Origin of the sequence: Pseudoalteromonas sp. S2755, from assembly GCF_005886535.1 — a bacterium.
Lineage (GTDB): Bacteria > Pseudomonadota > Gammaproteobacteria > Enterobacterales > Alteromonadaceae > Pseudoalteromonas.
The window spans coordinates 23,526-36,609 of record NZ_PNDS01000144.1; the positions used below are offsets into that span (position 1 = coordinate 23,526).

A 13,084-nucleotide genomic window follows, 5' to 3' on the forward strand; every position below is an offset into this window, starting at 1 on the left:
AACTTGGTTGTGTTTACTGGAAAGACAGTAGTAGTGACTGGCGTATCCAAAGGGATAGGCAAAGGCATCGCACTCGCCTTTTTGCAAGGTGGTGCTCGAGTATACGGTATTTGTCGCACACAAACCCCCATCGCGGAGTTACACAAACCTGAGTATCAAGCTCGTTTCACTCAGCAAAGCGGCAATATTACCGACAGCGAGTTCGTCAACTCCGCTATTCGCCAAGCGATAAGCGACACGGGTCGGGTTGATGTGTTGGTGAATAACGCCGGGATCACGAATGATAGCTTGTTCTCTCAGATGTCGTACGACGCGTTTCATAACGTGTTAGACATCAACTTCAAGGGTACATTGCTGTGTTGCCAAGCGGTATTGCCAGTCATGACTAAGCAAGGTGCAGGCAAGATTATCAATATGGTGTCGCAAAGCGGAATAAGCGGGCGAGAAGGCCAAGCCAACTACGCGACCTCAAAAGGCGCAATTATAGGCCTCACTCGGACTATTGCACGGCAATATGGTCACTGTGGTATTTACTGTAACGCACTCGCTCCGACGTTTATTGCAACCGATATGATTGATGATATCCCCGCAAGCATCATCAACCCGGTGCTTAAACATACCGCACTTGGTCGTGTTGGGAGCGTCAAAGAAATTGCTGATGCCACGCTATATCTCGCTTCTAGCGCCTCTAACTACCAAACTGGAAATGTGCTTCGTTTGGATGGAGGGCTTGCGGTATGAATGCTCAAGCGTTTATTTTACTTTATCCAACAAGTGAGTTTGATAGCCACTTCGTTACCCATTTGCTGTCGCAAAAACATCCATTACTCCTTATCAATGCAAGTGCTGAGGTGCTCGCGCATAATCCAGAAGCGAGCCATATCCACCTCAACGCTCCCCTCTCGGAGTTAAATACCAATACATTACTAGATTGGTTTGAAATCAATAATAATCAGCAAGAAGTGATGGTGCTGCATTGTGCCAATCGCCTTGATGAACGCAATCTACTCGAAGACATTGCCGTTGGCGAGCAAGTGATTGCGCGCCTAGAAAGCGCATTTGCGGCACTCAGAGTCATCGCCGACAACCTCAGAGTGAGTGGTGGAAACCTCGTCTTTTTAACGCAATCAGACACCTTAAATTACGAGTTAGAAGCCACCGCCAGTGTCTGTAACCACGCTCATAATGCATTGATGATGACGCTCGCACGCGAGTATCAAGGTAGCAAACTGGCAGTTAACAGTTTTGTGTTACCGCTACTGGCTACCGATAGCAAAGCCGCAAGAATCCAAAAGCGCAACCTAAAAGGAGGCGTACTGGGTGCACGACCTGCGGTATACAGCTATCAAGACTTGGTGGAATACCTAGTCAACTTTATGAAAACCAACACCATGCTCACCGGTCAATCCATCGCATTCACACCAACGCTGGAGCTCAAGCTATGATGCCGGTTGACTTATACTGTTTCCATCACGCAGGTGGCTCTTCTTTGTTTTTTAGGGAATGGGCCAAACATTTACCTGCGCATTGGCAACTCCACGGCATCGACTTACCGGGCCGTGGTACTAAAGCAGGTATGCAATCTTTACGGGACTGGGATGAGGCACTTAGTCACCTAAGTAGTAGCACGCAACTTCAGCCGCGTAGTGAGCGGCTGTGCGTGTTTTTTGGTCATAGCCTTGGCGGTATGGTGGCTTATAAGCTTGCCGATCATCTTGCTAAACACGCTCTGACAACGCCGGATTTACTCTGTTTATCTGGATGCCGCGCGCCAAGTATTCCCTCGGCTACCCAGTACTCAAAGTTGACTGACTCGGACTTGCTCACGACTTTATATCATCTCGACATGCTGCCTAAACATCGTTTAACTAAGGACGTAGAAGCGGTTGTGGCCGCCATGTTTAAAGACGACTTTATGTTAGCCGAGCAACCAGTCAGCACTGACATCACGTTGACGATGCCGGTCGAACTGATCCTCGCCACACAAGACCACTTGGTTAAGCCTGAGTCACACCAAGCTTGGTCTGAGTACTGCGAGAACCATTTCCAATACCATCATGTCGATGGCTGTCATATGTATTTACAGCAACGCCCAACGCTGGCATGTGAGGTGATTGTCGCCGCTGTAGCGCGACACCTAGCTCGCTTGCAGCAAACAAAATACCAAAAAGCAAACTGGCAAAAGCCGTTGTGTTAAGGCGAAAAAACAAGGATCACACAATGAACTCACTGTCCAATTCCGCCAATTTCAAGTCTCTGACAACGAGGCAACTTCACGTATGGCAAGCTCAACAGCTTGATTTGGCAAATCCAGTATATAACATCGCTTGCGCGGTACAATTTACCGGCGGGCTCACGGCCGAGGCACTAGAGCAAGCCTTGGTATTGCTATTTGCAAGGCACCCAGTTTTATCGAGTCGTATTGATGAAACCCAAGGCGAACCACAACTCGAATTATTAGCCAGTGCCCCTAAGTTATTAGCCGTGCCTGATGAGATTGCCGCTTTTAGTGACGCAGTCACCGCCAAAACCTTAATTGAGCAAGCTATCGATATCACTAAAGAGACCTTTCAATTCTATGCTTGTAGCTCAGAAACTCGGTTGCTATTGACCATCAAAGGACACCACATCAACTGTGACCAGTGGGCATTGCAAGTACTAATGAGCGATTTACTCGCATGTGTAGAAGCGGTGCTTGATAACTCTGAACTTGATCTCGCCCCCCTTGATTATCAAGTGATGTTTGAAGAAAAGCCTGAGCGTGCAGCAACTTCCCAAAAGAGCGAACTCTATCCTATCGATTTTTACCGGAGTAATACTGAGGCACTCGCACACCATTATGACGGCATCGCGTTTCGTGAAGAAAACCCAGAGGCACTCAAACAAGTAAAACAGGTGGCCTCTCAAGCTGGCGTCACGAGTTTTAGCGTCGTGCTTGCCAGCGTCTTTTTGACTTTATTTCATACCACTGGGCAAACCGATTTGACCATAGGGATCCCGATGGCTCGCCGCACCCGTAAAACACGCGCGATCTTAGGTCATTACTCAGACGTTGAAACGGTTTCTATTTGCGATATTGAGCAGTACACAGGCGCATCGCTTATCAGTGAAGTCAGTAACCAGCTCACCCAGTTACTGCTGTCAGGAAATAATAATAAAGACGCTGCAAAGCATATTAATGTCACCTGTAACTACTTAGCCAAGCTAAAAAGCAATGGCATTCGTCCAGGGATCACCCCGTTGATGATTGGTCGCCAAGGGTACGAACTTGCTTTGGGCACAGCGGGAGATACCATTATCAAAGGGGTATCCATTGAGCCTGGTGTTTCACAATTTGATATCGAATTTACGCATTTTGAAACCGAAGGTGGTCTTTGTCGTAAAGTGGTCGCCGCTAAGTCTGTCTTTTCTCGCGTGGCAATGACACGGATCACCGATATTCAGGCGCGCTTTATTGAATTACTTACCCACTCTAGTGATCTTAATATCGCCGAACTGCCTGTACTGGATGAAGAAGAGCAAAAGCTTATCTTGGCGCGCAGCAATCAAGATAATGAAACGTTCTTTTCCGACACCACTTTAAATCATTGGTTTGAACAAGCGGTAAGTAAACACCCAGATCAAATCGCGCTACAAACCCAAACACAATCTATTGATTATAAATCCCTTAACGCCAGAGCCAACGCCCTTGCCTTGCATTTACGGGAGCAATATCAGTCTCAGTATCAACGACCCCTCACTGCCGATACGTTAATTGCGCTGTACATGCAGCCTTCTATCGAGATGCTGATTGCAATTCTTGCTGTCACTAAAGCGGGTGCGGCTTATGTGCCGCTGTCTCCCGACCATGCCAGCGAGCGAACAACCTTTATTCTAAGTGATACCAACCCAAGTCTATTGATTGTCGACGAACAAGAGTATGCCGCCGCACAAGACAAATGCCGTTTGGCGGAGGTGGCTTGCCCATTAGTTACACCACTCAATGCTCAGCAACAAAGCGACACAGCCCCTATCATCAGCCAATCACCGCAGGATTTGGTATACATCATTTATACCTCAGGTACGACAGGCCAACCAAAAGGCGTGATGCAAACTCATGAAAACGTTGCTCGATTATTCACGGCAACGGAGCAAGATTATGGCTTTGACCATCACGATATCTGGGTGCTTTACCATGCCTATACTTTTGACTTTAGCGTATGGGAAATGTGGGGTGCCCTACTTTATGGCGGTAAACTCTGTATTCCTGACAACAGCCTGATCCGTGATTTTGAGGCCTTTGCAGACTACTGTTCAGACAATCAAGTGACTGTGCTTAATCAGACTCCTGCCGCATTCTATGAATTTAGTGCAGCGGCACTAAGCGCAAAATTGAACTTTGACAAACTGAGGTATGTGATTTTCGGTGGTGACAAACTTAACCCCGAAATGCTCACCCCTTGGTGGAACTACTACGGCGATGAACAGCCGCTATTGGTCAACATGTATGGGATCACTGAAACCACGGTACATGTCACCTATAAAGCACTCACGCAACAATCAAGTTCTAAAGCCTCTCATATCGGTAGACCCATATTAGATATGAAAGCATACGTGCTAAATTCTAAATTGCAGTTGGTCGAACCCGGTGCCTGCGGTGAGTTATATATTGGCGGTGCAGGTCTAGCACGGGGCTATTTAAACCGCCAAGCACTCAGTCAAGAACGCTTTATTAGCAGCCCATATGCAAGCGAACAAGATATTCAACAAGGACGAGCCAGACTGTATAAAACCGGTGACTTGGCAAGACGTCTACCGGATGGTGAATTGGAGTATATCGGTCGTAACGATAATCAGGTGAAGATCCGTGGCTACCGTATTGAACTGGGTGAAATCGAAAGCGTGATCAACCAATTGCCAGAAGTTGCCCAAGCGGTGGTTATCGACCGTACCTTACAAGGTGTTCCCTACCTAGCCGCTTACATCAAGTTTAAGCCACAACATCACGGCCAAACAGCCCAAGTGAAAGCCCACGTGAGTCAAGCACTACCCAGTTACATGCAGCCAAAAACGTGGACTGAGCTTGCGGAGATACCTTTGACTGGCAATGGTAAATTAGACCGTAAAGCGTTGCCAGAGCCTGAACTGGTAAGCCAAAGCGAATATGTGGCGCCGCAAGACGAAACGGAAGCGCAACTGTGTGAAGCATTTAAAACGTTGCTTGGTGTTGAGCAAGTGAGCACCAAAGATGATTTCTTTGCTATCGGTGGTGATTCTATTCTCACGATTCAACTCGTTGCTTTGCTCAGAAAGCAAGGCATTGAACTGCAAGTAAAAGATATCTTTGATTGTCCAACTGCAGCAACGTTAAGTCAACGTATCGTTAGCGTACAAGCGACTCAACGAGAGATAATACAAGAGCAAGGTCTGCTGAGCGGACGCTTTGATCTACTGCCAATTCAACAATGGTTTTTCAATAAAGCACTACCGGAGGAGAATCATTGGAATCAAGCATTTGCAATCAGGATCCCAAGCGGCTTTAGCCAAACTCAATTACAAGAGGCGCTACACAGTTTAAGTGATCAACATGATATGTTGCGCACAACCTTTATGGAATTTGAAGGCCATATTACGCAAGAATATAACGATGTTAGTACGATGGCGCCACTCAACGTCCTTAACGGCAAGTCGCACGATGTACAAGCAGAGCTCAACGCGCGACAAAGCCAGTTCGATATTTGTAATGGCCCACTTTGGCAAGTTACACATATCGAAGCATTTTGTGAAGACTACGACCTGCTTCACTTTGCACTTCACCACTTAATCATCGATGCGGTTTCTTGGCGGATCATTGCGCAAGATTTGCAAACCCTTTTAGCACAAGGCGCGTTGCTGAGTAAACGTACCAGCTATCGACAATGGGTAGAAATGATGCAAGCGTACCCGGCAGCACACCCGCAAGAAATGGCATTTTGGCAGCGTATAGCAACCAACTTACCAAGCTATCCGCCAAGCATGGCTGCAACACCGTCAACCGCTTGGTTAGAGTTAGACGCGCAGGCCACAGCCCGCTTAATACGTGACGCAAATGCAGGCTTCAATACGCAAGGTGAAGAGTTACTACTGGCTGCTTTGTGCCAAGCATTGAGTAAAACCTTTAAGCAAACTCAGCATGCTATCACGTTGGAAAGTCATGGTCGTGAAATGTGGCGTGATGATGCTGATATCAACCAAACAATTGGCTGGTTTACTTGTTTGTACCCGCTACGCCTGACTCAACAAGCGACACTAAGCGATACCATTATTGATGCCAAAGAAGCGCTACGCCAGATCCCAAATAAAGGTCTTGGTTTTGGTAGCGCACAACTGCAAGACACCAGCTTAACGTTGCCAAATATCAGCTTTAACTACCTAGGCCAATTGGGTGGACAAAGCGATGCGCTTTGGCAGATAGACAACCAACTGCAAACCGAGACAAGTTCTGCACAAAACGGCTCAGATCTGATCCTCGATATCAATGCGCTGGTTCAAGGCGAGCAACTCAGGATCAAAGTGGATTCATTGCTAGATGGCAATCTTACCGATGCCTTCGCTACTCACTTAACACAAGCGCTGCATGATGTATTGGATACGGCAATCGAGGCGAAGAAGCGCGGCGGTGTAAGCACCCCTAGCGACTTTGGCGCGGGCTCGCTTTCTCAGGAGCAACTAGCTGCACTGCAATCCCAGTTAAGTGAAACACAACTAGAACAAACCACGACTCAGTCTGAAAAAACACAAGAATTAGAGATTTAAACCATGTTGAATTTATGCCAATCACTTGCAAAGGATAACATTGCGCTTTGGGCCAATGGAGACAAACTTAAAATTGTCCATGGTGAGCAAGGACTCAGCCAACAATGGGTTGATTACCTCAAAGCAAATAAAGCCGCATTATTAGATTACCTTGTATCGCAGCAAGTTTTTTCCGAACAAGACTTTGAACAGTTACTAGCGACTGAGCATAAAAAGGCATCTGAGATCCGTGCCATCTTTGATGCTAACAGTATGCAAAAAGGTTTTGTTTATCATCACCTTGCCCAACCAAATGACGATGCTTACCGAGTTCAGTTAGTCATCGATTACCATCAAGCACTCGATGTCGATGCTTACCAACAGGCTTGGATCTTGGCATCAATGCGTTACCCTGCGCTACGTACTGCGTTCAACTGGGAAAATGAAATCATCCAAGTGATCAAAGGAGGAGCCGGATTTACCCCAAATCACTTCAGTTTTCACGACTTCAGTAGGTTAGACCACATTGAACAACAGACACGTATCGATAAGCTCATTCACGACGACCGTAATACGCCTTTCGATTTGACTCAGCCGGGATTAATGCGCTTTGCTATCGTTAAGCGCGGTGATGCACATTACACCCTAATTAAAGCAGAACACCACAGCATCAGCGATGGCTGGAGCTTTCCGGTGATGCTGCAAACCGTGCATCAAAACTACGCCAAACTAACCAAAGGCGAGCCGGTCATTGTGGAAGAAGAAACGGCTTACCTACAAACACAAGCGCGCTATCAGCAAAATCAAAAATCTAGCGATAGCTATTGGCAAACCCAAAAAGCACAATTTGGTGAGCCCAATGATATCAACCGCTTATTGAGTAAAAATATTGACCAATCTGGCTCGTCACAGATCCAAAAAGCAGCGGCGAGCGAATTAAAGCTCTCTTCAGAGCGCCATCAACAGCTCAAAGCATTTGCTAAACAACACGGACTAACGCTGAACGTCTTAATGCAATTTGCTTGGCATAAAGTACTGCAATATTACTGCGACGCTGAGCAAACCATAGTAGGCACAACGGTCTCGGGTCGTGAACTCCCCATTGACGGGATCCATGCCAGTGTTGGTTTATATATCAATACCCTACCTCTTTCCCTTGATTGGCAAGAAACGGCCAGTATTCGCACCCAGCTTACAGCGCTGAAAGAAAAAATTGCAGAACTTAACGGCAACAGCAGTGTTTCACTGTCGCAACTACAAGAGCCGAATACTCGCCTGTTCAACAGTCTATTTGTATTTGAAAACTATCCGACACCAGCGGGACAAGACGTGCTCGAATGGTCATTCGATAAGATGATTGAAAAAGTAGACTATCCGCTCACCATCAGCATTGTTGAACAACAAGATATCTTGCTACTTAAGTTAAGCTTCTGCGAAACCATGTTGGCACCAAGCAAAGCACAGCGATTGCTCACCCAAATGACATTGGTGTTAGATGCCATTATTGCTGATGAGAACCAGCCGCATAGCCAAATTTCTTTGTTAAGTAATGACGAGCGAGCACCAATGGTTGAGGTAGATGAGCATGCGGATTATTTGCACTCTACTATCCATGAATTGGTTGCTCAGCAAGTACAAAAAACGCCAACTCGAATAGCGCTGGTTGAAGGCGAAATGCAGCTGACCTATCAAGAGTTAGAACAAAGCGCGAATAATCTTGCCGCCTACATTAAAGATCATGTGGACGTTGGCGCTAGCCATCGCTTTGTGGGGCTTTTCTGTGAACGCTCTATTGCAATGGTAATCGCAAAACTAGCTATCCTAAAGGCGGGTTGTGCTTATGTACCGCTTAACCCTGACTATCCAGATCAGCGCATAGAATATATGCTCAACGACACGCAACTTGGCTTGATTTTAACACAAAGCGAGCTGCGCCCGCGTATCGAAACACTCGTTGCAAGTTGTGATGCAGAGCCGCAAATTACCTGCTTAGACAGCTTGTCTTTGTCTGATGCAGCGCCCGTACTGTCAGGTGCACATGCGCAAACCGAAGCCTATGTGATCTATACATCCGGTACGACAGGTGAACCAAAGGGCGTGGTCGTTCCACACCGTGGCGTTGTTTCTTTGGTACAAGATACTGACTTAATAAACACGTCAGAAAACGACGTGTTTATTCACCTATCTAATCCAAACTTTGACGCCGCCACATTTGAGATTTGGACACCACTAATAAACGGCTGCAAATTGGTTGTAGCAAGTGCGCAACAAGGCGCGGATCCTGACAGCCTATCAAGGTTAATTAAACAGCACGGCGTTAGTATACTTTGGCTAACGCGCACACTGTTTGATTCGCTGTATTTACAACAACCTGATATTTATGACAATGTCCGCTGCGTACTAACAGGCGGTGAGGCAATCACTCCAAGTATAGTGAAAAGCATTCTTGCAAGAAACGCACGACCTGAGTTGGTGATTAACGCTTACGGGCCAACCGAAAGCACAACATTTACCACTTTCTATCCATGCGCCAATATTGATGGCCCGGTGCCCATCGGCCAAGCCATTAATCACCGCCAAGTATTATTGCTTGATAAACATCTTAACCCAGTGCCATACGGCGCGACAGGCGAGATATTTATAGCAGGAGCCGGACTTGCGTGTGGCTACCTTAATAAACCAGAAATGAGCGCCGCGCGCTTTATCGATAACCCGTTTGCAAGCGCAAAGGCCAAACAACTCGGGCTAGATAAACTGTATAAAACGGGAGACTTAGGACGTTGGTCTGAGTCTGGCGTATTAGAGTTTTTAGGCCGTAACGATCACCAAGTGAAGATCCGCGGGTTCAGGATTGAGCTTGCTGAAATAGAAGCTCAACTCAACGAGTTGGCGCAAGTGAAAGTCGCCGCTGTGATGGTATTCGAACAGGCGGGCAACAAGCAACTTGCCGCATACGTGGTACCAGAGCACGGCGAGTTAGAGCTAAATGCAGTAAAACAGGAACTGGCTCAGGTTTTACCTAGCTATATGATCCCAAGCTACTTTGAAGTGATGTCGGCGTTACCGTTTAACAACAATGGTAAGCTGGATCACAAGCAATTGCCTATTCCAACCGTGGTGGATGAAGACAACTATCAAGCCCCTAGCAGCGAATTAGAAAAACAATTGTGTGGTATTTGGCAGTCAGTATTGGGCCTAGAACAAGTGGGCGTTAATGATGACTTTTTCAAAGTCGGTGGCGATTCTATTGTCAGTATTCAACTTGTGTCTGCGCTGCGTAAAGTTGGCTTTAACCTTCAGGTTAAAGACATCATTGACGCCCCAAGCGTGGCAGCGCAGGCCTATTTAATTCAACACGTTAGCACTGAAACCATTGAACTTATCACGGAGCAAGGTAGGTTAAGTGGTGAGTTTGCACTACTGCCAATCCAGCAGTGGTTTTTCGGTTTAGAACTACCAAATCCACACCATTGGAACCAAGCATTTACCCTTAACTTACCTGAACACATTGATTACAAAGGGCTGACTCAAGCTATTCAAGTGCTGAGCGAGCATCATGACATGCTACGTTGTCACTTTGTTCAGACCAGCAGCGGGGTAAAACAAGCGTACCAAGCGGCGATAGAATTTGAAGTCCCATTACTTGATGCAACGACTCTGAGTAAAGACGCATTATTTAACGAATTGACCAAACTACAAAGCCAATTTGATTTATTCAATGGTCCCCTGTGGCAGGCAGCGTTGGTGAAAACGGCCGAGGGTAGCCAGGTATTCTTTGCCTTCCATCATGCCATTATTGATGTGGTATCGTGGCGGGTGTTAAGTCAAGACTTACAAACCCTATTAAGTGGTGAAGCACTTACAGACAAATTCACTAGCTATCGTCAGTGGGTAGATGCCATTGCCACCTACCCTGCGACTCACCCTGAGCAAGCGTACTATTGGCAGCAGGTACAAAAAGGCTTTACTAGCCAACCCACTTACTCAGCACAATCACAATACAGCATCACGTTTGAGCAAGAGACGACCGCTAAATTGCTACGAGATGCCAATCTTGGTTTGAATACTGACATTAACGACTTGCTTTTGGCGGCACTCAATATTGCCCTACACAGCACTTTAGACAGTACCGTTAATCATATTCAACTTGAAGGCCATGGTCGTGAAAATATAGATCCGCGCTTGGATGTGTCGCAAACCTTAGGCTGGTTTACCAGTATGTACCCGGTGCGCCTTGAACACCACGACGACGTTATTGCAACCATCGCAAACACCAAAGAAATGCTGCGTCAGATCCCGGATAAAGGCGTAGGCTATGGCGCTTTTGTGCAAGCAGACAAAGTCAGCGCAATTCGCCCCCAGGTGAGCTTTAACTACTTAGGTCAATTGAATCAGCAACAACAGCAAAGCCGAGACTGGCAGCTGGATGATACTCAAGCAGGCTATGTGATGACTGAGGCAAACGCTCAGGCTGACAATGCACTGCTACTCAACATCAATGGTGCAGTTCGCGGTGACAAGCTTCACTTTGACGTGGTTTCGAGGTTGAACCAATCACAGTCGCTGGCATTTGTTGAGCACTTTGAAATGGCGCTTCATCAGGTCATTAATGCAAGCTGTGAACTAGCCGCGCAAGCGCCGCAGCAAACCCCTAGCGATTTGGGATTAAGCGACTTGTCTTATGGTCATTATCAAGCGCTGAGCAAACACTATAATATCGAAGCACTTTACCCTGCTAATAGCTTGCAACAAGGCTTTATCTATCATGCTGTTAACTTTCCAACGGATGATGCCTACCGAGTGCAATTGGTCATGGATATTGAACAAGCGTTAGAGGTTGAACACTTTATTCATGCCTGGCGTTTAGCGTCGCTTCGCTTCCCTATTCTACGCACCGCTTTTGATTGGCAAGAATGTCTACTCCAAGTGGTGTGTCGCGACGCCAGTATTGATGACAGTCACTTCACCATAGTAGATCTATCATCCCTTGACGAGCACGGCCAACAGCAAGCCATCAGCAAAGCGCAAGCCGAAGATCGACAAGTTCCGTTTGACCTAAACCAACCGGGGCTTATTCGCTTCACCTTGTTTAAGCGCAGTGAAAACCTCTACACACTTATCAAAACCGAGCACCATGCCATTAATGATGGCTGGAGTGGACCGTTAATGCTGCAAGCTGTCGCGGGATATTATCGCCAGCTTTGTGCTGGGAAAACACCAGAGGTGCAAGCGCAGCAAACCTATTTAGAGGCGCAAGCTTATTACCTTAAAAATGCCAAGCAAACTCAGGCTTACTGGCAGCAACAACAAGCCGAATTTGACACCGCAAACGATATTAACTTATTGCTTGGTGGCCAATATGACTTGTCGCAAAGTCGAATTGTTGAGCAAGTGCAATCGGTGCAGTTTAGTCTTCAAGGCAAGGCGTTTAAGTCGCTACAACATACATGTCAACAAGCTGGCGTAACCCTCAACGTTGCACTGCAATTTGCTTGGCATAAGTTACTGCAAACCTATTCTGGTGATAGCCAAACGATTGTAGGTAGCACAGTTTCCGGTCGTGAAATTCCAGTCAATGGGATTGAACAAGCAGTCGGTTTATTTATCAACACCTTACCTTTAGTGGTGAATTGGCATGCAGAAGCAAGCTGTAATGACATCCTCAAAGCCATTCAAAAAGGCGTAGCTGCACTCAATAGCCACAGCGACATGAGCTTGTCAAAACTGCAACGTGATGGTCAACGCTTGTTCCATACCCTCTTTGTATTTGAAAACTACCCGACTCCAGAAAATACCGGCAGCTGGAAGTTCAGAGAATCAATAGAAAAAGGCGACTATCCGCTTTCTGTGGTGGCCCAAAGCGAGCAAGACCGCTTAGACTTTGTGATGCACTACAACGGAGAATGGTTAAGCACAGCGCGGGCAGAGTGGATCCTTGACCAAGTACAAGCTATTTTGATTCAGCTTGGGGAACGACTAACACAAAGCCATCAAAGCATTAGCTTGGTCAATAACCAAATGCAGACAACGCTCAGTCAATGGCAAGACAACGCAGAATCGTTTGCCTCCGACAAAGATCTGGCCAGCTTAGTAGAGCAGCACGCCGCTAACACCCCAGAGCTGACGGCCATGTTAACCAGCAGCGGTGAAGCGCTGTCTTATGCCGAAGTGAACGGTAAAGCCAATGCCCTTGCACAGCAAATCATTGCTCAGCACCCCAAAGCCCAAGCTGGCCTATTGCCTGCCGATACCCCTATCGCCCTCTACTTTTCTCGCAGTAGCGAGATGCTTATTGCTATTTTGGCCGTGCTCAAAGCCGGTGGCGCCGAAT

At 46.9% G+C, this 13,084-nt stretch carries 5 protein-coding genes; all 5 read left to right on the plus strand.

The genetic code is table 11. From position 1 onward, the window contains the following. The first annotated feature begins 9 nt into the window (after window positions 1-9). Window positions 10-741, plus strand: coding sequence for an SDR family NAD(P)-dependent oxidoreductase (locus tag CWC03_RS20475; RefSeq protein WP_039496061.1), 732 nt, complete (start codon window positions 10-12; stop codon window positions 739-741). Then, complete coding sequence (locus CWC03_RS20480) at window positions 738-1,445, plus strand: hypothetical protein (protein WP_138583447.1); 708 nt, start codon at window positions 738-740, stop codon at window positions 1,443-1,445. Before CWC03_RS20475 ends, CWC03_RS20480 begins: the two co-directional genes overlap by 4 nt. Beyond that, window positions 1,442-2,197 (plus strand): thioesterase II family protein, encoded by a 756-nt coding sequence (locus CWC03_RS20485; RefSeq protein WP_138583448.1) that lies wholly within the window; start codon window positions 1,442-1,444, stop codon window positions 2,195-2,197. Before CWC03_RS20480 ends, CWC03_RS20485 begins: the two co-directional genes overlap by 4 nt. A gap of 23 nt (window positions 2,198-2,220) precedes the next feature. Beyond that, complete coding sequence (locus CWC03_RS20490; protein ID WP_138583449.1) at window positions 2,221-6,774, plus strand: non-ribosomal peptide synthetase; 4,554 nt, start codon at window positions 2,221-2,223, stop codon at window positions 6,772-6,774. A 3-nt stretch (window positions 6,775-6,777) separates the two neighbouring features. Further along, window positions 6,778-13,084: non-ribosomal peptide synthetase (locus tag CWC03_RS20495; RefSeq protein WP_138583450.1), on the plus strand; the 6,307-nt coding region annotated here is incomplete at its 3' end.